Origin of the sequence: Streptomyces sp. H27-D2 (assembly GCF_035828615.1) — a bacterium.
GTDB lineage: Bacteria > Actinomycetota > Actinomycetes > Streptomycetales > Streptomycetaceae > Streptomyces.
Genome location: NZ_JAYMZR010000010.1, coordinates 70,770 through 93,932, shown reverse-complemented (window position 1 = coordinate 93,932; position 23,163 = coordinate 70,770). Strand labels below are relative to the sequence as shown.

Annotated in this window: 16 protein-coding genes; 11 read left to right on the top strand and 5 right to left on the bottom strand. The window is 73.0% G+C overall.

The features are described 5' to 3' along the window. The first annotated feature begins 341 nt into the window (after window positions 1-341). A complete protein-coding gene (locus tag QMK28_RS06625) occupies window positions 342-755 on the top strand; it encodes a cobalamin B12-binding domain-containing protein (RefSeq protein ID WP_326436052.1) in 414 nt (137 codons plus the stop codon). Window positions 756-822: 67 nt separating this feature from the next. Here the strand turns inward: QMK28_RS06625 and QMK28_RS06620 are convergent, their stop codons facing one another. Next, window positions 823-2,724, bottom strand: a complete 1,902-nt coding sequence (locus QMK28_RS06620; RefSeq protein ID WP_326436051.1) for a DUF5691 domain-containing protein — start codon at window positions 2,722-2,724, stop codon at window positions 823-825. A gap of 416 nt (window positions 2,725-3,140) precedes the next feature. Continuing rightward, complete coding sequence (locus QMK28_RS06615) at window positions 3,141-4,505, bottom strand: SWIM zinc finger family protein (RefSeq protein ID WP_326436050.1); 1,365 nt, start codon at window positions 4,503-4,505, stop codon at window positions 3,141-3,143. A gap of 192 nt (window positions 4,506-4,697) precedes the next feature. Between QMK28_RS06615 and QMK28_RS06610 the strand changes: the two genes are divergently transcribed. From QMK28_RS06610 to sucD, 5 genes are all read left to right on the top strand, one after another. Next, window positions 4,698-5,837: an ATP-binding protein gene (locus QMK28_RS06610; protein ID WP_326436067.1), complete on the top strand. Its 1,140-nt coding sequence runs from the start codon at window positions 4,698-4,700 to the stop codon at window positions 5,835-5,837. After that, window positions 5,834-8,608, top strand: a complete 2,775-nt coding sequence (locus tag QMK28_RS06605) for a DUF5682 family protein (RefSeq protein WP_326436049.1) — start codon at window positions 5,834-5,836, stop codon at window positions 8,606-8,608. The genes QMK28_RS06610 and QMK28_RS06605 overlap by 4 nt, the downstream gene beginning before the upstream one ends. After that, window positions 8,605-9,984 carry a VWA domain-containing protein gene (locus QMK28_RS06600; protein ID WP_326436048.1) on the top strand — a complete coding sequence of 460 codons (1,380 nt, stop codon included), beginning with the start codon at window positions 8,605-8,607 and terminating at the stop codon, window positions 9,982-9,984. Before QMK28_RS06605 ends, QMK28_RS06600 begins: the two co-directional genes overlap by 4 nt. A 389-nt stretch (window positions 9,985-10,373) precedes the next feature. After that, entirely contained in the window at window positions 10,374-11,546 is a 1,173-nt protein-coding gene (gene sucC / locus QMK28_RS06595; RefSeq protein WP_326436047.1) for an ADP-forming succinate--CoA ligase subunit beta, read from the top strand. A 20-nt stretch (window positions 11,547-11,566) separates the two neighbouring features. Further along, complete coding sequence (gene sucD, locus QMK28_RS06590) at window positions 11,567-12,451, top strand: succinate--CoA ligase subunit alpha (RefSeq protein ID WP_326436046.1); 885 nt, start codon at window positions 11,567-11,569, stop codon at window positions 12,449-12,451. Between the two features lie 264 nt (window positions 12,452-12,715). Here the strand turns inward: sucD and QMK28_RS06585 are convergent, their stop codons facing one another. Next, window positions 12,716-14,245: a DNA-directed RNA polymerase sigma-70 factor gene (locus QMK28_RS06585; RefSeq protein WP_326436045.1), complete on the bottom strand. Its 1,530-nt coding sequence runs from the start codon at window positions 14,243-14,245 to the stop codon at window positions 12,716-12,718. Between the two features lie 680 nt (window positions 14,246-14,925). Between QMK28_RS06585 and QMK28_RS06580 the strand changes: the two genes are divergently transcribed. Then, window positions 14,926-16,797, top strand: a complete 1,872-nt coding sequence (locus QMK28_RS06580) for a cell division protein PerM (protein WP_326436044.1) — start codon at window positions 14,926-14,928, stop codon at window positions 16,795-16,797. A gap of 196 nt (window positions 16,798-16,993) precedes the next feature. Here QMK28_RS06580 and QMK28_RS06575 read toward each other — a convergent pair whose 3' ends face one another. Beyond that, window positions 16,994-18,238, bottom strand: coding sequence for a hypothetical protein (locus QMK28_RS06575; RefSeq protein WP_326436043.1), 1,245 nt, complete (start codon window positions 18,236-18,238; stop codon window positions 16,994-16,996). A 311-nt stretch (window positions 18,239-18,549) separates the two neighbouring features. Between QMK28_RS06575 and purN the strand changes: the two genes are divergently transcribed. Together purN and purH are read left to right on the top strand one after the other, a co-directional pair. Next, window positions 18,550-19,179, top strand: a complete 630-nt coding sequence (gene purN / locus QMK28_RS06570; RefSeq protein ID WP_326436042.1) for a phosphoribosylglycinamide formyltransferase — start codon at window positions 18,550-18,552, stop codon at window positions 19,177-19,179. Next, a complete protein-coding gene (gene purH, locus QMK28_RS06565) occupies window positions 19,176-20,750 on the top strand; it encodes a bifunctional phosphoribosylaminoimidazolecarboxamide formyltransferase/IMP cyclohydrolase (protein ID WP_326436041.1) in 1,575 nt (524 codons plus the stop codon). The genes purN and purH overlap by 4 nt, the downstream gene beginning before the upstream one ends. A 119-nt stretch (window positions 20,751-20,869) precedes the next feature. Here the strand turns inward: purH and QMK28_RS06560 are convergent, their stop codons facing one another. Continuing rightward, window positions 20,870-21,472: a hypothetical protein gene (locus QMK28_RS06560; protein ID WP_326436040.1), complete on the bottom strand. Its 603-nt coding sequence runs from the start codon at window positions 21,470-21,472 to the stop codon at window positions 20,870-20,872. A gap of 333 nt (window positions 21,473-21,805) precedes the next feature. On the opposite strand from QMK28_RS06560, the gene QMK28_RS06555 reads away from it, so the two are divergent. Both QMK28_RS06555 and QMK28_RS06550 read left to right on the top strand, forming a co-directional pair. Beyond that, a complete protein-coding gene (locus QMK28_RS06555; RefSeq protein WP_326436039.1) occupies window positions 21,806-22,675 on the top strand; it encodes a bifunctional methylenetetrahydrofolate dehydrogenase/methenyltetrahydrofolate cyclohydrolase in 870 nt (289 codons plus the stop codon). After that, window positions 22,665-23,144 (top strand): DUF3017 domain-containing protein, encoded by a 480-nt coding sequence (locus tag QMK28_RS06550; protein WP_326436038.1) that lies wholly within the window; start codon window positions 22,665-22,667, stop codon window positions 23,142-23,144. Before QMK28_RS06555 ends, QMK28_RS06550 begins: the two co-directional genes overlap by 11 nt. The last annotated feature ends 19 nt before the right edge of the window (window positions 23,145-23,163 follow it).

Genomic DNA, 23,163 nt, shown 5'->3' with positions numbered 1-23,163 from the left:
CCCTGACGTCCCTGGTGCCCTTTACGGCCGCACCGCCGTGCCGCGCGGCTGTCGGCGCGGCGGTGCGGCGACCTCACTGCGGCTCCCCTCGCACCCGGCCCACAAACGCCTCCGGCCGCCTTGCGGCGGCGGAGTCGGTGCGGGCGGTGGCGCTTGGCGAACGTGTTGTCCCACGTGTGATTTCCCCCTCGCTCAGCACCGCGAAACTGCCGGGTGCGGGATGCTGGCGATAACGTTCGTTCACGTGCGGCCGTGGTGGCCGGTAGTAGTCACTGAGTAGTCACTTTGTGCGGCTCTGCGGCGCAGCAGCCGCGGATGACGCGGATGGCATGGAGGCAGTCATGGGTGTGACCGGTCCGATTCGCGTGGTGGTGGCCAAACCGGGTCTCGACGGCCACGATCGCGGGGCCAAGGTCATCGCGCGGGCGCTGCGCGACGCCGGTATGGAGGTCATCTACACCGGCCTGCACCAGACCCCCGAACAGATCGTCGACACGGCGATCCAGGAGGACGCCGACGCGATCGGCATGTCCGTACTGTCGGGCGCGCACAACACGCTCTTCGTGAAGGTGCTGGATCTGCTCCGGGAGCGCGACGCGGAGGACATCAAGGTCTTCGGCGGCGGCATCATCCCGGAGGCGGACATCGCGCCGCTCAAGGAACTCGGCGTGGCCGCGATCTTCACGCCGGGCGCGACGACGACGTCGATCGTGGAGTGGGTACGGGCGAACGTGCGGCAGGCCGCGGAGGCGTGAGCGGTCGGGGTGGGGTTGACGTGGGGTGCGGTCGGCGCGAGGGGCGGTCGGGTTGCGAGGGGCGGGGCTACAGCTGCTGTTCCGCGAGCTCCGCTCGCATCGTGGCGCGCAACTGCAGCGTGCCGACCAGCCGTTGGAAGGCCTCCGACCAGTAGCCGCCCGCGCCGGGCGAACCGTTCTCGGTCTCGTCCGGTATCGCGGTCAGCACTTCGAGCCGGTCGGCCTGCGCCGGGTCCAGGCAGCGTTCGGCGAGCCCCATCACACCGCTGAAACTCCAGGGGTAGCTGCCCGCGTCCCGGGCGATGTCCAGCGCGTCCACCACGGCGCTGCCGAGCGCTTCCGACCATGGCACCGCGCACACGCCGAGAATCCGGAACGCCTCCGACAAACCGTGCGCCGCGATGAACGCGGCCACCCACGCGGCGCGCTCCTCGGCGGGCAGCGCGGCCAGCAGCCTCGCCGGGTCCCGCGACGTCGCGGCCCCGGACAAGCCGCCCGCCGCGGCGGCTGGGCCCACTGCGGCGGCCGGGCCGGGCTGAGTGACTGGGCCGGACGGAGTGACTGGACCTGTCGGGGAGACCGCACCCGTCGGAGTGACCGCACTCGTCGGAGCGACTGGCCCCGTCGGAGTGACCGGACCAGTCGGGCGTGTCGGCCCGTTGGGCGGGAAGCTCGCCGGATCGATGACACCCGGATCGGTGACCCCGAGCGCGGGCGACGGCGCTCCGAGCAGCGCCCGCGCCCACGGAGCGTCCCGCTGGCGCACCGCGGCCCGGCACCAGGCGTCGTGAAGCTCCGCCCGCCAGTCGTCCGCGACCGGCAGCGCCACGATCTCGGCCGGGCTGCGGCAGCCCAGCCGTTCCGTCCAGGTGGAGAGCGGGGCCGCCTCCAGCAACTGCGCCAGCCACCAGGCACGTTCGCCCCGCCCGCTCGGCGGCTTGGGGACGACGCCGTCCCGCTGCATCGCCGCGTCGCACTCGTGCGGCGCCTCGACGGTGAGCAGCGGCGCGCGGCTCGTCCGGTCCAGCCCGACGCAGGAGCGGGCCCGGTCGGCCATCCGGGCGGCGAGCGCGGAGCCGGGGAGCGCCGATAGCAGTTCGGCGGCGGTGGCCCGTACATTGCGGCTGCGATCGGAGAGGGCCTGTTCGAGGAAGGGCTCGTCGGCGCCGGAAAGGCCCTCGCGCAGCGAGCCGAGGAACATCAGCCGGTCCTCGGCCCGCTCGGTGCCCCAGCTGGATTCGAGCAGAGCCACGGCCGCCGCGGGATCGCGCCGCCGGATGGCGCCGAGCAGCGAGACCCGCTCGGAAAACAGCCCTTCCTCCCACAGTCGGCGCGCGGCGGCCGGGTCGGGGGAGGCGGCCGCGCCGGCCGGGTCCGGGTCGCCGGGTGCCCCCCGGAGCGCGAACTTCCAGTCCGGGTTGAGCCGCGCGAGCCACAGCCCGCGCGGACCCGCCAGCGTGAGCGCGGCCGGACGCAGGTCCGTACGGGCCCTGGCGGCGTCCAGCAGCGCGGGCAACAGGGACGCGGGCGAGCGGTAACCGTGCTGGTTGGCGGCGGCCAGCCACTGGGGGAGCAGCTCGGTGAGATCGGGCGCGGAACCCCGCCGCCCGCCCGCGCCGCCGCCCGCGGCCGACCGGTCGGCGAGCAGCAGCGTGAGCCGACGGCGCGCTGCCACCGGCAGCGCCGGCCGCGCCTCGACGGGAGCCGGGACGGGAAGCGGCCGGGCCGGCGCGGGGCGCAGCCCCGCCCTGCGCTGGACGGTGCTGACGGCGGCGGCGTCCAACAGCGCGGTGGCGGAGTCCCGGCCGCGGGTAGCCGGGAGGTCCGGGGCACGGCGGTCGGTGCCCAGCAGGGCCGCGGTGACGAGGTCGTCCCAGCTGACGGCAGGGGGGATGGGAGGGGTGACACCGGCGGTGTCCGTGTCGGAGGTGGCATCGGAGCTGGCGTCGGCGGGGCTGGGGCTGGTCATGGCTTCCCTCCGGGCGGGTGCGGGTGCGGGTGCTGAGCGGGGTCCGGGTCGGGCGTCGGGCGGTCGGGGCGGGGCATGGGCGCGGATCGGCGTCTGGCGAGCCCATGCGGGGCGCGGGCGCGGGCGCGGGTTGAAGGGAGGGAGCTGGGATGGCGTCTGCGCCGGGCTTCGGTGGGGTGCCGACGGCGGACGGCTTTGGCCCGGTTGTCGGCCGCAGGCTCGTCCGAGGGACGGGGCCTGGGCCGGGGTCGGGGTCGGACGGGCACCGGACCGGGAGGGGCCCGGATGGGGCTTCGACCAGGGCCGGCCCTGTGAACAGGGCCGCCGGTGGCCGGCGCTGGCCTGTGGCCGGGACCGGTTGCGGACGGAACCGCCTGCCCGCCGAACCGGCCGCGATCACGCCGCGCCCCGCCCGTTCACAGCCGTACCGGCTCCGGCGCCCACGTGGTCAGCGGCATGAAGCCGCGATGCCCGCATTCGCCGAAGACGGTGATCGGCGCGCCGCCCGAGACCGCGGCCAACTGCCAGAGGCCGCCCGCGCGGCCCAGGCTGCGCGGATCGACCGGCAGCGCCGCGTCGGCTATTTCCGACGCGAGTTGCCAGCCGTCGGGGCCGGGTATCGGGATGACGTCCGACAGCACCACGGGCCAGGCGTCCAGCCAGGGGTCGTCGCGCAGCGCCTCTCCGTAGGAGGCCAGGGCGGCGTCGAGGGTGACGCCCGGCGGTTGGGTGCCGGGTGCCGGTGCGGTGTGGCGTTGGCCCAGGGCGGCGCGCAGGGGGCGGGCGCCGGGGTAGTAGGCGAGGTCGGCGTCCAGCGACAGGCCGGTGGGGAGCGCCAGTTCGGGAGCTCGGCCCGCCGCGCCGAAGGAAAGGAGGAGCGCGATCCGGCCCGACTCCCGGCCGCGCAGCCAGATCCGCCGGGTGGTGAGCTTTCCGTCCTGGGTGTCCTGTTGGGCGAGGACGAGCCAGTCGTCCCGGACCGTACGGTCCGGCGCGGCCAGCAGCTCGGCTGCCTCCATCGTGATGCCGACCCGTGAGCGGACGGTGGCTGCGAGCGGCTCCGGCAGCCGGTCGAGGCCGAGGAATCCTTGGTCGAGGAGGTGGATCAGCGCGCACTCCTCCAGCAGTCGGGCCGGCCAGCCCGCTCCCGAGCTGGGTACGGACCCCAACTCGCGCAGCCGCGAGGCCAGCCCTGGTGCCTTGGCGTCGACCATGCGGGCCGCCGCCTCGTCCCACAGGGCGTACCCGGCCTGATCGGCGGAGGCCAGGCCGCCGCGCACCAGGTCCGCGAGGCGTTGCTCCAACTCCGTTGCGCCCGCCGCTATCCGTTGCGCCCGCTGCTCCGACCGCCGCCGCGCCGCCTCGGGACCGGCGCCGCCGCTGTCGCTTCCGGCGGCGGGCGCGGCCTCCTTCCGGTCGGCGCGCTCCCTGCGCTGGTCGATCCAGCCGGCGGCCCATTCCGGGGGCTCCCCGGCCCGCACCGCCTGCTCGCCACCGCTCTCTCCCTCGCCCGCCCAGAGCAGCAGCAGCGCGAGAGCGTGCTTGCACGGGAATTTCCGGCTGGGACAACTGCACTTGTATCCGGGCCCGGTCGTATCGATGACGGTCTGGTACGGCTTGCTGCCGCTGCCCGCGCACAGGCCCCACACGGCCCCGTCGCCCGTCCCCGCGCCGGACCACGGTCCCGGCGCGGCGAGCCTGCTCCCCGCTTTGCGTGAGGCGGCGTCAGGAGACAGTGCCAACACCTGATCCGCCGTCCAGCGCTCCCCCTGCTGAGTCATGTCCCCGACGTTACGACCGGCCACTGACATTGATACTCGTAGCGGGTTCCGGTGGTCGTGGCTCTGCCACTGACTGACAACCCTCTTCGCCGGCGCCGCTCTCAGAGCCGTTGTCAGTGCCGTGGTGCAGTGTTGATTTCGCTGCTGGACGTCACCGAGGAGGGGGATCCCATGGCCGTACCCACGACCGTCATGAAGGCCGAGAGCGGTGCCGGCCCCGAGGGGATCGGGGCCGAGGGAAGGGCCGGTGGCGGCGAGGCGCTGCGGGCGCATGCGGAGCACGCCTTCGCCGATGAACTCAAGGCACTCGCGGCGGCCGACGACCGGCCGCGCCCCGAGCGTTGGCGACTGTCGCCCTGGGCGGTCTCCACCTATCTGCTCGGCGGCGCGCTGCCCGACGGCACGGTGATCACACCCAAGTACGTAGGCCCGCGCCGCCTGGTCGAGGTGGCCGTGACCACCCTCGCCACCGATCGCGCGCTGCTGCTGCTCGGCGTGCCCGGAACCGCCAAGACGTGGGTGTCCGAACACCTGGCGGCAGCTGTCAGCGGCGACTCGACGCTGCTTGTGCAGGGCACCGCGGGCACCCCGGAAGAGGCCATCCGGTACGGCTGGAACTACGCCGAGCTGCTCGCCAACGGCCCCAGCCGGAAGGCCCTCGTGCCGAGCCCCGTCATGCGGGCGATGGCCGACGGCATGACCGCGCGGGTCGAGGAGCTGACCCGAATCCCCGCCGATGTGCAGGATTCACTCATCACGATCCTGTCCGAGAAGACCCTGCCCATACCGGAGTTGGGCCAGGAGGTCCAGGCGGTCCGCGGCTTCAACCTCATCGCCACCGCCAACAACCGCGACCGCGGGGTCAACGAGCTGTCCAGCGCCCTGCGCCGCCGGTTCAACACGGTCGTCCTGCCGCTCCCGGCCACGGCCGAGGCCGAGGTCGAGATCGTCTCCCGGCGCGTCGACCAGCTCGGCCGCGCGCTCGATCTCCCGGTCGGTCCGGACGGCATCGACGAGATCCGCCGTGTCGTCACGGTCTTCCGCGAGCTGCGCGACGGCATCACCACGGACGGCCGCACCAAGCTCAAGTCGCCCTCGGGCACGCTCTCCACCGCCGAAGCGATCTCCGTCGTCACCGGCGGCCTCGCCCTCGCCGCCCACTTCGGCGACGGCAAGCTGCGGGCTGGGGACGTCGCGGCGGGCATCCTGGGGGCCGTCGTCCGCGATCCGGCTGCCGACCGGGTCATCTGGCAGGAGTATCTGGAGGCGGTCGTCCGCGAGCGCGACGGCTGGAAGGACTTCTACCGCGCCTGCCGCGAGGTGAGCGCATGAGCGCGGCAGCGGTCGGGAGGGAGCCGATCGAGGCCGGGCCCGCGACCGGAGCTGCGGCAGCGGGTGGCAGCGCTGACGGCGGGCCGCCGCAGCCGGTCCTGTTGGGCGTACGGCACCACGGCCCGGGGTCGGCGCGGGCGGTACGGGCCGCGCTGGATCAGTACGAGCCGCGAGTCGTGCTGATCGAAGGGCCGCCCGAAGCGGACGCCCTCGTCGCGCTCGCCGCCGAGGAGGGCATGCGGCCACCGGTCGCGCTGCTCGCCCACGTCCTGGACGACCCGGCGCGCGCCGCGTTCTGGCCGCTGGCCGAGTTCTCGCCGGAGTGGGTGGCGATCCGCTGGGCGCTCGCGCACGACGTCCCGGTGCGGTTCATCGACCTGCCGGCCGCGCACACCCTGGCTTTCAGCGACAGCGACAGCGACAGCGACAGCGGCAGCGGCAGCGACAGCGGCAACGACAGCGGCAACGACGTGGTGGGAGCAGCCCCGGCCACGGGCGACGCTCCGGACGGCGCCGACAACCGCCCGGACGGATACCGGGGAGCAGCGCCGGACGACGCCTCGGCGGATCCCTCGCGGATCGCCCCCTCGCGGAACGACAGTTCGCGGACCGACACCTTGCGGATCGACCCCCTCGCGGTGCTCGCCGAGACGGCGGGCTACGACGACCCCGAGCGCTGGTGGGAGGACGTCGTCGAGCACCGCTCCGGCAGCACGGTCGCCGGCCCGACCGGCGCCGCCGACGCCCTCGCCCCCTTCGCCGCGCTGGCCGACGCCATGGGCGCGCTGCGCACCGCGTACGGCCACGGCGGGCATGGCCGGGACCTCGTGCGGGAAGCCCATATGCGGCTGCGGCTGCGGGAAGCGCGCCGGGAGTTCGACGACCGCGTCGCGGTGGTGTGCGGCGCGTGGCATGTCCCGGCGCTGGCCGAACGCAGCACCGTCGGCGCGGACCGGCAGTCGCTCAAAGGGCTGCCGAAGGTCAAGGCCGAGCTGACCTGGGTGCCCTGGACGCACCGGCGGCTCTCCCGGTACAGCGGATACGGCGCGGGGATCAGCTCGCCCGGCTGGTACGGCCACCTCTTCAGCGCCCCGGACCGCCCGATCGAGCGCTGGATGACCAAGGTCGCCGGACTGTTCCGGGACGAGGACCAGCCGGTGTCCTCCGCGCATGTCATCGAGTCCGTGCGGCTCGCCGACACGCTGGCCGCCATGCGCGGCCGGCCGCTCGCCGGGCTCACGGAGTGCACGGACGCGGTGCGAGCGGTGATGTGCGACGGCTCGGACGTGCCGCTCTCGCTCATCGAGGACCGGCTCGTCGTCGGCGATGTACTCGGCGAGGTCCCCGAGTCGGCTCCGGCCGTACCGCTGCAACGGGACCTGGCTCGCACCCAGCGCACACTCCGGCTCAAACCGGAGGCGATGGAGCGCGAGTTGGACCTCGACCTCCGCAAGCCCACCGACGCCGGCCGCAGCCGGCTGCTGCACCGGCTGCGGCTGCTCGGCATCGACTGGGGCGCCCCAGCCCGCTCGCGCGGCAGCACCGGCACCTTCCGCGAGACCTGGCAGCTGCGCTGGGAGCCCGAACTGGCCGTCCGGGTGGCGGAGGCCGGGGTGTGGGGCACGACAGTGCTCTCCGCGGCCACCGCGAAGGCCGCCTCGCAGGCTGCCGCCGCCCCGTCCCTCGCCGAGGTGACCGGCCTGGCCGAGCAGTGCCTGCTCGCCGAACTCTCCGACGCGCTGCCCGTGGTGATGCGGGTGCTGGCCGACCGGGCCGCCCTCGACACCGAGGTCGGCCACCTCGCCCAGGCGCTGCCCGCGCTCGTCCGGTCGGTGCGCTACGGCGACGTACGGGGCACGGACGCCGCCGCCCTGGCCGAGGTCGCGGCGGGGCTCGCGCAGCGGGTGTGCGTGGGCCTGCCGCCCGCCTGCGTCGGCTTGGACGCGGACGGCGCGGCGGAGATGCGCGGGCATCTCGACGCGGCGCATCAGGCGGTCGGGCTGCTGGCGCAGACGCCCAGCCGCGCGGCGTCGGGCGCGGCGTCGGGTGAGCCACCGGGCGTGTCACGGGGCGCGGCACGGGGCGAGCCGGAGGGGCAGTCAGCGGTGGGGGCTTCATCCGGGCCGGACGGGAAGCCCGCGGTGGACGCTTCATCCGGGCCGGAGGGGCAGTCAGCGGTGGCGGGGCAAGAGCCGGCCGATCCAGAGGCTTCGAACAACTCCCGTGCCACCGGCGGGCTGCGGGACCGCTGGGCCGCCATGCTGCGGGTGCTGGCCATCCGGGACGCCGTTCCCGGCCTGCTGCGGGGCCGGGCGACCCGGATCCTGCTGGACGACGGGCGGTTGGCGGACGGCGATGCGGCCCTGCTGATGGGGCTCGCGCTGTCGCCCGGGACCGCACCCGCCGAGGCAGCCCAATGGATCGAGGGGTTCGTCGGCGGGGCCGGCGGGATGCTGCTGGTGCACGACGAGCGGTTGCTCGCGCTGGTCGACGGCTGGCTGACGGGCGTCACAGGCGACGCGTTCCTGGACGTGCTCCCGCTGCTGCGCCGCACCTTCTCGGCGTACGAACCGGGCGTCCGCCGCACGGTCGGCGAACGCGTCCGTCGCGGACCCGTGTCGGGTGGCGACCGGCCGGGCGCCGCCTCGGCGTCGCTCGCCGTGCCCGGCTTCGGGCGCGGCATCGACCCGGATCGCTCGGCTGCCGTACTGCCGACGCTGCGCGCGCTGTTGGGCCTGGAGGAGCACGAGATGGCGGGGGTGACCGGATGAACGACGTGGAGACGGGCGCGGATACGAGCATGACGGTGGATGTGGGTACGGCGGGCGCAGCGGGTACGGCGGGTGCGGCGGAAGTGGACACGGACGTGGCGACGGCGCGGGCAGCAGCGCACAGCGTCCCAGGGGACCCCAGCTCCGAACCCAATCCGAGCCCCGAACCCAATCCGAGTCCCGCCCCCGACCCCACCGCCGAGCGGCTCCGTCGCTGGCGGCTGGTGCTCGGTGGGGAGAACGCGGACGGTACCGGTCACGCGCTCAGCGGCAGGGACGCCGCGATGGACGGCACGCTCGACGCGCTCTACGGCGGGAGCAGCGCCGGCGGCAATGGAGCGGCCAGGGGCGGCGATGGCAACCGGTCGGCCGGGCTGGGCGCTTCCGCGCCGCGTGTGGCCCGCTGGCTGGGCGACATCCGGGCGTACTTCCCCAGCTCCGTCGTCCAGGTGATGCAGCGCGACGCGATCGACCGGCTCGGGCTGTCCGCGCTGCTCCTCGAACCGGAGATGATGGAGGCCGTCGAAGCGGACGTGCACCTCGTCGGCACCCTCATCTCGCTCAACAAGGTGATGCCCGAGACCACCAAGGAGACCGCGCGAGCCGTCGTCCGCAAAGTGGTCGAGGACCTGGAGAAGCAGCTCGCGTCCCGTACTCGCACGACGCTCACCGGCGCGCTCGACCGCTCGGCCCGGATCAACCGCCCGCGGCACCGGGACATCGACTGGGACCGCACCATCCGGGCGAACCTCAAGAACTACCTGCCCGAGCAGCGAACGATCGTCCCCGAGCGGCTGATCGGCTACGGGCGGGCCTCGCAGTCGGTGAAGAAGGAGGTCGTGCTCTGCATCGACCAGTCCGGCTCGATGGCCGCGTCCGTCGTCTACGCGTCCGTCTTCGGCGCCGTCCTCGCGTCGATGCGGTCCATCTCCACCCGGCTCGTCGTCTTCGACACGGCCGTCGTCGATCTCACCGACCAGCTCGACGACCCGGTGGACGTGCTCTTCGGCACCCAACTGGGCGGCGGTACGGACATCAACCGCGCGCTCTCCTACTGCCAGTCGCAGATCACCCGGCCCGCCGACACCGTCGTCGTCCTCATCAGCGACCTCTACGAGGGCGGCATCCGGGACGGGATGCTCAAGCGAGTGGCGGCCATGAAGGCGTCCGGCGTGCAATTCGTGACGCTGCTCGCGCTCTCCGACGAGGGCGCGCCGGCTTATGACCGTGAACACGCGGCGGCGCTCGCGGCGCTCGGCGCGCCCGCATTCGCGTGTACTCCGGATCTCTTTCCGGATGTCATGGCAGCGGCAATCGAAAAGCGTCCGCTTCCCATTCCGGACATGACGACTCCGGACATGACGACTCAGCGGTAACGCGGGACGCGCGCTGCCCCTCCGCCGACCCCAGCCGACCCCTGCGGCCCCGTCGTCCTTCACCGGCCAGGCCGCCCCCCTACCTGCCCCGGCAGCCTCCCCGCCAAGGGCGACGACCACCCCGACGCACCGGATCGGGCGGTCCTCGCGAGGGTGCGGACCGCCCGTTCGCCGCGGCTGTGACTGTAATCACCGCGCCAGTGTGATCTGCGATTTAGGGACCTCGCCCCTACGGGGATAGCCTGCGAGGCGGACATGCCGCGTACCGGGTCACCGTGTGCGCTTTCCTTGTGACCGCGTCGTCACGTTGCCCGCAGCGGCACGCCCACGCAGACAACGAACCGGATCATTCTGAATCCGGTTATTGAGACGCAAAGGGACGGACGCGCGTGGACCTGTTCGAGTACCAGGCGAGGGACCTCTTCGCCAAGCACGGTGTACCGGTACTGGCCGGTGAAGTCATCGAAACGCCGGAGGCGGCGCGAGAGGCAACCGAGCGTCTCGGCGGCCGCGCGGTCGTCAAGGCGCAGGTGAAGGCCGGCGGCCGCGGTAAGGCCGGCGGCGTGAAGCTTGCCTCCGACCCGGCTGACGCGGTCGCCAAGGCCGACGCCATTCTGGGCATGGACATCAAGGGCCACACGGTCCATAAGGTCATGCTCGCCGAGACCGCGGACATCGCGGAGGAGTACTACGTCTCCTTCCTGCTGGACCGCACCAACCGCACGTTTCTCGCCATGGCGTCCGTAGAGGGCGGCGTGGAGATCGAGATCGTGGCGGAGGAGAACCCCGACGCGCTCGCCAAGATTCCGGTGGACGCGAACGACGGTTGCACTCCGCAGAAGGCTGCCGAGATCGTCGCCGCGGCGAAGTTCCCGGCCGAGATCGCCGACCAGGTCGCCGATGTCCTGCAGAAGCTGTGGACCGTCTTCATCGAGGAAGACGCGCTTCTGGTCGAGGTGAACCCGCTGATCAAGTCCGGTGACGGCAAGATCATCGCGCTCGACGGCAAGGTCTCGCTCGACGAGAACGCCGACTTCCGGCAGCCCCACCACGAGGCGCTTGAGGACAAGGCGGCGGCCAACCCGCTCGAGGCCGCGGCCAAGGCCAAGGGCCTCAACTACGTCAAGCTCGACGGCGAGGTCGGCATCATCGGCAACGGCGCGGGGCTCGTCATGAGCACCCTCGACGTCGTCGCGTACGCCGGTGAGAAGCACGGCAACGTGAAGCCCGCCAACTTCCTCGACATCGGTGGCGGCGCCTCCGCAGAGGTCATGGCGAACGGCCTGGAGATCATCCTCGGCGACCCGGACGTCAAGTCCGTCTTCGTCAACGTCTTCGGTGGCATCACCGCGTGCGACGAGGTCGCCAACGGCATCGTCCAGGCTCTTGAGCTGCTCAAGACCAAGGGCGAGGTAGTCGACAAGCCGCTGGTCGTGCGGCTCGACGGCAACAACGCGGAGCTGGGTCGCAAGATCCTGACCGACGCCAACCACCCGCTGGTCCAGCGTGTGGACACGATGGACGGCGCGGCCGACAAGGCCGCCGAGCTGGCTTCGAAGTAAAGGACGAGGACACCACAACCATGGCTATCTTCCTCACCAAGGACAGCAAGGTCATCGTCCAGGGGATGACCGGCGCCACGGGCATGAAGCACACCAAGCTCATGCTCGCCGACGGCACCAACATCGTCGGCGGCGTCAACCCGCGCAAGGCGGGCACGAGCGTCGACTTCGACGGCACCGAGGTGCCCGTCTTCGGGACGGTCGCCGAGGCGATCGAGAAGACCGGCGCCGACGTCAGCGTCATCTTCGTGCCGCCGAAGTTCGCCAAGAGCGCCGTCGTCGAGGCGATCGACGCCGAGATCGGCCTCGCCGTCGTGATCACTGAGGGCATCGCGGTGCACGACTCCGCCGCCTTCTGGGCCTACGCCTGCACCAAGGGCAACAAGACCCGGATCATCGGCCCGAACTGCCCCGGTCTCATCACCCCGGGCCAGTCGAACGCCGGCATCATCCCGGGCGACATCACCAAGCCGGGCCGCATCGGCCTGGTCTCGAAGTCCGGCACGCTGACGTACCAGATGATGTACGAGCTGCGGGACATCGGCTTCTCGTCGGCCGTCGGCATCGGTGGCGACCCGGTCATCGGCACCACGCACATCGACGCGCTGGCCGCCTTCGAGGCCGACCCCGACACCGACCTGATCGTCATGATCGGCGAGATCGGCGGCGACGCGGAGGAGCGGGCGGCGGACTTCATCGCGAAGAACGTGACGAAGCCGGTCATCGGCTACGTCGCGGGCTTCACCGCCCCCGAGGGCAAGACGATGGGTCACGCCGGCGCGATCGTGTCGGGTTCGTCCGGCACCGCGCAGGGCAAGAAGGAGGCCCTTGAGGCCGCGGGCGTGAAGGTCGGCAAGACCCCGTCCGAGACGGCCCGCCTGGCGCGGGTCGCGCTCGGCGCGTGACCTTCGGAGCTTGATTGCCCGGGTCCGGAGTCTCGGCGCCTGACCCGGGTCCGGACTGACCCGGGTCCGGACTGGACCGGGCCTTGGCCTGAATGCCTCGGTCCTGGTCCTGGTTCCGGACCTGGCTGAACGACGCTCAAGGGCGCGGGCCCGTATCCCCCTGCTGGTGGGGTACGGGCCCGCGCTGTTTTTACGTACGGGGGGCTTCGCGGAGCGGCGGCAGGGTTGCGTACGGCGGCCTCGTGGAGCGGCGGCGGGGTTGATTCAGCCCGCCCGGCGCTTGTGGACACCCGTCGCTGCCTTCGAGGGCTTGGCCGGTCCCGCCGACGCCGCCGGACTCCGTTTCGGGGTCTTGCCCTGCCGCGCGGGAGGTTCCGCCTGCGGGATGCTCGGGGCCTTCACGGGCCGTTCCGGCTCGGGGAGGTAGCGGTCGGGAGCGGTCGCCGCGGTGAACGCGCTCGCAGCCACCACCAGCCCGCACAGCCCGAGCGCGCCCCGCGTCCTGCGCCGGGTCCGGGCCTCGCTCCGGTTACGCACCTCACGGGCGAGCGGGATCGGCGTTTCCGGCAGCGGCGTTTCCGCCAGCGCCGATTCCGCCAGCGCCGATTCCGGCTGCGACGCATCCGTACCCGCCGCTGCGGCCCGCTCCGTGACGAGTTGGCGGTTGAGCCGCTCGCGCAGCAGCTCGCCCTGCTCGGCGGGCATCGCGTCGCGCAGCTCCGGGAGCAGGGCCGCCAGCGAGTCGCGGGCGTACGTCAGCCGTCCGGCGGTGGCGGGCGTGCTCGCCTCCGTCTCGGCCGCCGTTTCCGGCAGCCCGAGACCGACGCCGTCGTAGAGGAGCAGCGCCCGCCGATACGCGGGCGGGAGGCTCAGCAGGGCGGTGAGCAGCGCCGAGTCGGCTGGGGCTGCCGGGGTGGTGCTGCGGCTTTTCCCACGCGGAGCCGAGATACGGCGGCCGGGCCGCAACCGGTGCCAAGGCGACAGCGCGTACTCGTACGCCGCCGCCCGCACCCACCCCACCGGATCCCGGTCCACGGCCACCGCGGGCCACTGCTCCCAGGCCAGCCGGAAGGCGTGCTCGACGGCGTGCCGGGCGAGCCGTGGGCGGCCGGTGAGGAGGTACGCCTGACGGGTGAGTGCTGGGGCCGCGTGGGTGTAGAGCAGGTCGAACGCTTCGACGGGGCTGTTGGGGTTGGGGTGGAGGCTGGGGGGTGGGGGTGCGGCTGTGGGCAGCGTTGCCGCGCGGGTCGCCGGGGCGGCGGCCGAGACGGCGGCCGAGGCGGAGGTCGCTGCCGCTGACGATGCGGGTGGGGGCGTGGGTGAGGGCGCGGGGCCGGACGGTGTCGCTGCGTGGGCCGTGGCCGGCCGGTGTTTGGGCTTGCTTGGCCGGAGGGCTCGGCGGGGCGTCCAACTCCGTGCCGGGGGTGTGGCAGAGCTGCTGTTGTTGCGGCTGTTGCCGCCGGGGCCGCTGGCGAAGCTGTCGTTGGGGTTGCCGCCGCCGCTTCCGCTGGATGCTCGGATGCTTGGCTGGTCGGCGGAATTCGATTGCCTCGTACGGCGCGCGGACGTGGAATCCGGGGCGCGCGTCGGGTCCGGTCGCGGGTCGGACGGGGCGGACGCGTTGGACCCGTCGTACGACGCGGTGATCGCGGGCAGTTGCATCGTGTCGGTGCCACAGCCGGCGGCCCGCACCGCAGCCTTGTTTGTGGGCTGCGCGGCGGTGTCCCGTGGGCTGTCGTGCGCAGCGTCGTGCGCGCTTTCGGGGCGGGACAGCTTCGCCTCGGTGGTGGTCACGGGCGTCAAGGCGGCAGGACCGGCGTGCTGGTGACGGGGCGGCACCGAGGCCGGGGGCTTCGCGGCCCGTTTGGCCGCAGCCTTGGGCCCAGCCTCTGGCCCAGCGTCTGCCACCGGCTGAGCCTTCGCCCGTACCACCGCCACTGCCACCGGCGCCAGGCCACGGCTCGACGTCGAGTTCGCGGTGCGAGGCCCGCCCGTCGGGGTGGCCGTGCGGGTACCCGATTCGGCCTGCGGCGGCTTGCCCGCTCGGGCTCGGGTGCGCAGCCTGCGGCGTGCCACGGCCTTCGGCGGCTCGGCGGCCGGGCTTGTCGCGTCGCTCGTACGGGCGGTGCGGATGCGCGACATGAGGCTCTTGGGCGTCGTGTGTTCGTGCGACGGCTTCGAGCGCGTGGTCGACGTCTCCGTCGGACGGGGCTGCGTCGAGCCGCTCAGGGTGAGCTTCCCCCGAGCCGCTCTCGTGCCCGGTTCCCGCTCTGCGCCCCTGTTGGCGTCCCTGTTGGCGGGCTTGATGATGCGTCTGATCCGGATCATGCCCGCCTCTCCACACAGCCGGCGGCCGGGCTGGCGAAGCTCGCACTCCTGCACTGTGTGAAAAGGTACATAAGTCTATATTGAGCGACACGGCGACCATTCGCCCGCTACGCGTACGAATGGCGTGTTGTTGGCAGCATGGCCGCGTGACCCAATTGACCGAACGCGGCTCGTCGTTGTCTCCGCACGGCCACGCCGCCGCCCGGCGCTCTCAGGCGGTCGGCGCCGCGTTGCTCGGCGGAGTGCTCGCGGCGGGCCTCGGGCTCGGGGCGCTCGCCGTGGCCGTACTGCTGATGTGGATCACCTCGCCGTTCCCGGACAGCGGCCCCGGTGGCGCCCTGCACATCGCGGCCGACCTGTGGCTGCTGGCCCACGGGGCCGACCTGGAACGCGCCGATACGCTGTCCGGCGTCCCCGCGCCCATCGGCCTGACGCCGATGTTGCTGGCCGTCCTGCCGGTGTGGTTGCTCTACCGGGCAGCGCGGCACGCCCTCGAACCTCCCGAGGAGGCCGCCGAGGGGCAGGACGCGCCCCCGGCGCGCGATCCCGAGCTCACGCCCCGCTCCGTGCTCGGCTGGGTCACCCTCGGGTATCTGATGGTCGGCCTCGCAGCCGTGGTCTACGCGGCTACCGGGCCGGTGCACGTCGTGCCGCTCAGCGCGCTGCTGCACCTGCCGGTCGTCGCGGTCGGCGCAGTCGCGGCGGGCGGGTGGGCGGCGCACGAGCGGCCGTTCGGGGCGCTCCCCGAGCCGCTCGCGCGGGCGCTCGACCACATTCCGGGGGGCGTGTGGTCCGCCCTCCCGCGCCCCCTGCTGATCGCCGCGCTACGGGCCGCCGTCGCCGCTACGGCGGTACTCCTCGCCGGTGGCGCGCTGCTGGCCGTCGGTTCGCTGTCGTGGCACGTGGACGCGGCCCACCAGTCGCTTTCCCAGCTCACCCAAATGTGGTCGGGGCGCATCGCGGTGCTGCTGCTCGCGCTCGTGCTCGCCCCGAACACCGTGCTGTGGGGCGCCGCGTACGGCCTCGGGCCGGGTTTCACGCTCGGCGGGGAGAGCGTGGCAGGCCCGTTCGGCGCGGCCGGATACCCCGTACTGCCGCACTTCCCGCTGTTCGCCGGTCTGCCGCAGCAGGGCGAAGGCGGCCCGCTGACGTGGTCGGTGCTGGGCCTCCCCCTCGTCGCTGGGGTGGTGGCGGGCTGTTTCGTGGGCCGCGCGGCTACCCGTTCGGGGGACAAGGCGGCGGACGGGCGCTGGGGAGGGCGGGAGACCGCCTCGGCGGGCGCGCTCGCCGCGATCGGCTGCGGCGGTGCGATCGCGCTGCTGACCGGACTGGCGAGCGGCCCGCTGGGCTCCGCCGCCCTCGCCGACTTCGGGCCGAGCTGGTGGCTGACGGGGCCGGCCGCGCTGGGCTGGACCGCCCTGGCCGGGGTGCCCACCGCGTTCGGCCTGCGCTGGTGGAGGGTGCGGAAGCTGCGCCCGCCGGATCAAGGACGTGCGGGCGATCGTGCCGCCGGTCGTGCGGGCGGTGACGGCGTGGTGCCGGATCGCGGCGCGGTCCCGGGGGCGCGGGCGTGGGAGCGGTGGCGTGGAGGGGCGGGTGGGCGGGGGCGGGCGCGGGGGGGGGCAGACGCGGCGCCCGGGGGGGGTGGGGGGGGGGCCGACGGTCTCGCGGCTGCGAGTACTTCTGCGGGTGCGTCGCTATCAGCGGGGTCGGGATCAGTCGGCTGGGTGTCAACGGAGTCGGTATCAGGCGAGTCGGCGCTGCCCTCGCCGTCGCCGTCGCCCTCGGCGTCTTGGTGGCGACGCCTGATGTCCCAGGTGATCGAGCTGCCGGATGCGGAAGGCCGACCCGAGGCGGACGCTGCGGCGGCAGGCGAGCCGACGCGATCGGCTGCGACGCTGGTCGAGCCCAGCGACATGTCGCGATCCGCCCACACGCCGGAGGCCGAGCCCCAGCTTGGGGCGGAGCCCGGAAGAGACTCACGCCGGGCCAGGAGACGGGGCCGGGCGAGTGAGTGAGCCGACCGGCCGCTGTACCGGACGCCATGCTGGCCGCTGTCCGGATGCCGTACTCGCCGCCGTACCGGCCCCCCGAGGCCCCGCGCGAGGAACCCTCTCCGTGACGGATCGTGACGGATCGTTTCCTCGTTCGGGGCCCTCGTGACAGCGCAGCGCGGTGTCAGCCCTTCGGGTGGAGCTCAGTCCTTGGTGGAACTCAGTCCTCCGCGCCGAGGAGGGGCCGTAGCTGCTTGGGGAGGAGGTCCTCGCAGGCCTGCTGGGAGGTCTGGGTGAGGGCGTCGTCCACGCAGGTGTAGTAGTCGCGGTAAGCGAACTGGAAGGCGAAGGTCGTCGCCACGATGGCGAGGGCCAGGCAGCCGGTGACCAGACCGCTGATCGCGGGTGTCGTCTGCGGCTTGTTCCCGCTGGCCGTACGGACGCTGCCGGCGACGCCGTCGCCCGCGCTCGTCCCAGCAGCCGGACCCGTACCGGCATCCGCACCGGCCGGGCGATCGCCGAAGGGCGAGCCACCCGTACCGACGCCGGTACCGATATCCGTACCGACGTCCGCCGCGGAAGCCTTCCCCGCCGCCGGAGCGGTCGGGTCCGCCGCGCGCGGCTTGGCGCGCAGTGAGCTGATGCCCCAGTAGACGGCGAGCGTGCCCAGCAGCAGGGCGATCTCCGGCAGGCTGAACAGGGCGAAGAAGAAGCCCCACATGCCGGACAGCAGCGCGTAGCGGGCGCGGCGCTGGGCGGGGTCGGTCGGATCCCAGCGGAGTCCGCCGGGGCCGTTGCCCGAGCCGCCCTTGCCGGACCCGCCGGAGCCCTCCGTGCCGCCCGGACCGTTCGGTCCCGTCGGCCGGTCGGCGTCGGGGCGCGAACCGAATCCGCCGCCCTGACGGCCGGGCTGACGGCTGCTCCACTGGCTGCCCCAGGCGGGCGGCTGCTGCCCGTCCTGCTGCCCGTCCTGGCCGCCCTCGGACCCGCCGGGGCCGGAACCGTTCCCCGTCCCGTCGCCGCTGTCACCGCCGCCGTTATGCGGATGGCGCGGCTGCCAGGGCTGGTCGGGCCTGCCCTCGGGAGGGGCCGCGAAGGGGTTGTCCTGCTCACGCACCCGCTGCTTACGCTCGGACGGCGGCGGCGGCGGCGGCGGCGACGGCGACGGCGGCGGCGGCGACGGCTGCTGCGTCTGGTCCGACCGGCTGTTCCCCTCGCCCTCACCGTTCCCGGGACCCCCGGAGTCCCCGTAACCAGGAGACTGCGCGGAATCAGCGGAGCCAGCGGAGTCAGCGGAATCAGCGGAGTCAGCCGACCCATGGGGCTGCGAAGCGCGCGAAGAAGCGTGTGAGGAAGAGGACGACGACTGACGCTCACGGAGCAGCGGAGCCCACATCACTGCCTCCCCTGCGTGGGCGGCGGCCAGCGGAAGGCGGAGGGCCGCACGGCGGCGTCGATCCGGCATCTGGAGTGTGTCTTCCCCTTGTGTCGTCGTCCTGCCCGGCCATACGGACGGGGAGGTACGGATCTCTGACCCAGACGCTACCTCTCGCGCCCGCCCCCGTCCCGTGGGGGCCGCTCGGTGTGCCGGTATCGTTGCTGACGGTCGGGGCCTTCGTAGGGTTCCCCGTATTTCGGGTTCCTCCGACTTGTACGACCACACAAGCCGCTTCGTTCCCGTCTTCGTTCTGATCGCCGTCATCGTTGTCGTCTGGCCGCTCTACGTCCTGGCCGCTCACCGCATTCCCGCTCCATCCCGCGAGAAAGACCTCCACCGTGGCTTCCTCCCAGCCCCCCGCCCGCCTCGTCGTCCTCGTCTCGGGTTCCGGCACCAACCTGCAGGCCCTGCTCGACGCCATCGCCGCCGACCCGGCTGGTTACGGCGCCGAGGTGGTGGCCGTGGGCGCCGACCGCCCGGGCATCGAGGGGCTGGAGCGCGCCGAGCGGGCCGGTCTGCCGACCTTCGTGTGCCGGGTGAAGGATTACGCCGACCGGGCGGCCTGGGACCGCGCGCTGGCCGAGGCCACCGCCGCGTACGAGCCCGGCCTGGTCGTGTCGGCCGGCTTCATGAAGATCGTGGGACCGGAGTTCCTCGCCCGCTTCGGCGGGCGGCTGCTGAACACCCACCCCGCCCTGCTCCCCAGCTTCCCCGGCGCCCACGGCGTGCGCGACGCGCTCGCGTACGGCGCGAAGGTGACCGGGTGCACCGTCCACTTCGTCGACGACGGTGTCGACACCGGCCCGATCATCGCCCAGAGCGTGGTCGAGATCCGTGCCGAGGATGACGAGAGCGCGCTCCACGAGCGCATCAAGAAAGTCGAGCGAGAGCTGCTCGTCGACGTCGTGGGCCGGCTGGCCCGCGACGGTTATCGCATTGAGGGACGAAAGGTACTGGTTCCGGCATGAGCGCCGAAGGAACGAAGCGGCCGATCCGCCGCGCCCTGATCAGCGTCTACGACAAGACGGGGCTCGAAGAACTGGCCCGTGGCCTGGACGCGGCGGGTGTCCGTCTCGTCTCCACCGGCTCCACCGCCGCGAAGATCGCCGCCGCCGGCGTGCCGGTCACCAAGGTCGAGGAACTGACCGGGTTCCCGGAGTGTCTGGACGGGCGGGTCAAGACCCTGCACCCCCGCGTGCACGCGGGAATCCTGGCCGACCAGCGGCTGCCCGACCACCAGCGGCAGCTCGCCGAGCTGGACATCGAGCCCTTCGAGCTGGTGATCGTCAACCTGTATCCGTTCAAGGAGACGGTCGCCTCGGGCGCGAGCCCCGACGAGTGCGTCGAGCAGATCGACATCGGCGGCCCCTCGATGGTCCGCGCCGCCGCCAAGAACCACCCGTCGGTCTCGGTGGTCGTCAACCCAGAGCGGTACGAGGACGTGCTCAAGGCCGCCACCGACGGCGGCTTCGACCTGACCGCGCGCAAGCGGCTCGCGGCGGAGGCCTTCCAGCACACGGCGGCCTACGACGTCGCCGTGGCGTCCTGGTTCGCTGACGGCTACGCGGCCGACGAGGCCGCGGGCGACTCGGCGTTCCCCGACTTCCTGGGCGCGACCTTCTCCCGTTCGCACGTGCTGCGTTACGGCGAGAACCCGCACCAGCCCGCCGCGCTCTACAGCGACGGCTCGGGCGCGGGCCTCGCGGGCGCGGAGCAGTTGCACGGCAAGGAGATGTCGTACAACAACTTCGTCGACACCGAGGCCGCCCGCCGCGCCGCGCACGACCACACCGCCCCCTGCGTCGCGATCATCAAGCACGCCAACCCGTGCGGCATCGCGATCGGCGCGGACGTCGCCGAGGCGCACCGCAAGGCGCACGCGTGCGACCCGCTCTCCGCGTTCGGCGGCGTGATCGCCGTCAACCGGCCGGTGAGCGTCGCGATGGCCGAGCAGGTCACCGAGATCTTCACCGAGGTCATCGTCGCCCCGGGCTACGAGGACGGCGCGGTCGAGGTGCTGGCCCGCAAGAAGAACATCCGGGTGCTGCGCTGCGCCGAGGCGCCCGCGGCCACCGTGGAGCAGCGTCCCATCGAGGGCGGCGCGCTGTTCCAGGTCAAGGACCGGCTCCAGGCCGAGGGCGACGACCCGGCCAACTGGACACTGGCGACGGGCGAGCCGCTCGACGCGGCCGGGCTCGCCGAGCTGGCCTTCGCCTGGCGCGCCTGCCGCGCGGTCAAGTCCAACGCGATCCTGCTCGCCAAGGACAGCGCGACGGTCGGTGTCGGCATGGGCCAGGTCAACCGCGTCGACTCCGCGAAGCTCGCGGTCCAGCGCGCGGGCGCGGAGCGGGCGGCCGGATCGTACGCCGCCTCCGACGCGTTCTTCCCGTTCCCCGACGGCCTCGAAGTGCTGCTGGAGGCGGGCGTCAAGGCCGTGGCCCAGCCTGGTGGTTCGGTCCGTGACGAGCTGGTCGTCGAGGCGGCGAAGGCGGCGGGCGTGACGATGTACCTCACGGGGACGCGGCACTTCTTCCACTGACGGTTGGTCATTGGTGCCGTGACTGTCCTCAATCGCCTGGGGGCACCTCCCGGCCGGAGGCTGGGGGAGGGCTGAATATTCAGCCCGTCCGGCGATTGAGGACACGGTCACCGAGTCGCTCAGTAACGCGGGCGGTTGAACCACGCCTTGGCGTCGGCCTTGGCGCAGTAGACGATGATCAGGATGCTCGCGGCGAGACCGAGCAGCGCCACGATATTGCCCATGAACAGGTTGACCACGTAGCCCACGGTGAGTATGGCGCCGATGACGATCGCGGTGACGCGGACGCCGTTGCCGCCCTTGCCGAACTTCGCGGCGACGATGATCTCCAGAATGCCGATGGCCAGCACGAGCACGCCCAGGCCGATGAAGAGGCCTCCCGATATCGCCATCCCCTGATCGTCGAACGCCGACTGGACGTCGTCATTCTGCGCCGCGGCGCCGACGGCGAACAAGGCCAGCGAGGCGATGATCATCAGCCCGCCCAGCACGAAGAGCAGCACGCGAGCGGTCGTCACCGTGCCGGGCGCCTTCTGCGGGCCGCCCATCGGGCCGCCGGGATAGCCGCCGTACTGCGGCTGGCCGCCCTGCTGCGGGAACTGGCCGTAGGGCTGGCCGGGCGGCGGGCCCGGCTGCTGCTGCGGGTAGCCGTACTGCTGCTGGCCCGGCTGCTGGCCCTGGGGCGGCTGGCTGTACGGGTTGTTGGGGTCGCCGTAACTCATGCGGGGGTTCCTCCGGGTGGTCGTGCGGGGACGACGCGGACCGTGCGGAGGTAAGAAACCGAGCGGACCGTCCCCCCACTGCCGCGGCACATTCGAGCCATCGTCGTCGTGGCATCGGGCCGTTGTCCAGCGAAGTTCCCTATATGCGGTGAATGGTTCGGTCTGGCCGGGGAGAAGCGGGCGACGGACCGGCTACGAAGCCGGCGGCAGCCCGGCGGCAACCCGCCCGTAGAGCGCCCGTAGACCGCCCGCAGCCCACCAGGAGCCCGCCCGTACCCCGACCCCGCCCGCCCTGATTGGGATGCGGACGGCTCCATCCGGGAAGATGGGTGCATGACTGCCCAGATTCTCGATGGCAAGGCCACCGCAGCCGCGATCAAGTCCGAACTCGCCGCCCGGGTGGCGGCCCTCAAGGCCCAGGGCGTCACGCCCGGTCTGGGCACTCTCCTGGTCGGCGACGACCCGGGCAGCAAGTGGTACGTCGCGGGCAAGCACCGCGACTGCGCGCAGGTCGGCATCGCCTCCATCCAGCGCGAACTGCCCGACACCGCCTCCCAGGAGGAGATCGAAGCAGTCGTCCGGGAGCTCAACGAGGACCCGGAGTGCACCGGCTACATCGTCCAGCTCCCGCTGCCCAAGGGCATCGACACCAACCGGATTCTGGAGCTGATGGACCCGGCCAAGGACGCCGACGGCCTGCACCCGATGAGCCTGGGCCGCCTCGTGCTGGGCGAGCCCGGCCCGCTGCCCTGCACCCCGTTCGGGATCATCCAGCTGTTGCGCCACCACGGCGTGGAGATCAACGGCGCGCACGTCTGCATCGTGGGCCGCGGGATCACCGTCGGCCGCTCCATCCCGCTGCTGCTGACCCGCAAGTCCGAGAACGCGACGGTCACCCAGTGCCACACCGGCACCCGCGACCTGTCCGCGCAGCTGCGCCAGGCCGACATCATCGTGGCCGCGGCCGGCGTCCCGCACATCATCAAGCCGGAGGACGTGAAGCCGGGCGCGGCCGTGCTCGACGTCGGCGTCAGCCGGGACGAGAACGGCAAGATCGTCGGCGATGTGCACCCCGGGGTGGCCGAGGTCGCGGGCTGGATCTCGCCGAACCCCGGCGGCGTCGGCCCGATGACCCGGGCCCAGCTGCTGGTCAACGTCGTTGAGGCCGCCGAGCGGATCGCCGGTGCGGCCGATGTCGGCTGAAGCGGCGATGCCGGACGAGGCGGGGATGTCAGCCGTGGCGGGGACGCCGGCCGAGGTGAGCGCGGAGATGGCGGCCGAGCCGAAGAAGACCCGCCGGTTCCCGTCGATCACCCGGGACACCGCGCGGCCTGAGGGCGGCGGCCGGGCGGCCGGCGGCGACGCCCCGGCGCCGGCCCGGCAGTGGCCGCTGCTCGCCGTGCTCGGCGGGACGGGCGTGGGGCTGCTGCTCATCGCCCTCGACCAGTTCCGGGGCGGCACGATCCTGATCGGCGTGTCACTCATCGCGGGCGCGGTGCTGCGCTGGGTGCTGCCGTCGGTGGGCATGCTGGCCGTCCGGTCCCGCTTCACGGACCTGCTGACGTACGGCGTGCTGGGGGTCTTGATCCTGCTGCTCGCGCTGATGGCGCAGCCCGAGCCCTGGCTGGAGATCCCGTTCGTGGACGACGTGGTGCACTACACCGTTCGGTAGCCGTACGTGGTCCGGCAGG